We start from the raw sequence: 263 nt of genomic DNA on the forward strand, positions 1-263 counted from the left end.
TAGGATCAAGTGGATCTTTAGGCGCAAAGCGCTGCGCGGCCGTGATCACTTTATCAATGAACATGTCTTTAATGCTTTCATGAACCAGCAAACGCGTCGCAGCAACACAGACTTCCCCCTGGTTATAGAAGCATCCGGCTGCGGTTTCCGCCGCCGCATTGTCTAAGTCAGCGTAGTCCTCGAACACGATGTTGGCGTTCTTCCCCCCGGCTTCGGCCCACACACGTTTGAGGTTCGTTTCACCGGAGCAGACCATAAGATGG

Annotated in this window: 1 protein-coding gene; it reads right to left on the reverse strand. The window is 53.6% G+C overall.

The window, feature by feature from the left end:
- The coding region (locus JI666_RS21235; RefSeq protein ID WP_206895070.1) for an aldehyde dehydrogenase family protein at positions 1–263 on the reverse strand (263 nt) is incomplete at both ends.

Origin of the sequence: Bacillus sp. NTK071 (genome assembly GCF_017303315.1) — a bacterium.
In the GTDB taxonomy this organism is placed as follows: Bacteria; Bacillota; Bacilli; order Bacillales; family Guptibacillaceae; genus Guptibacillus.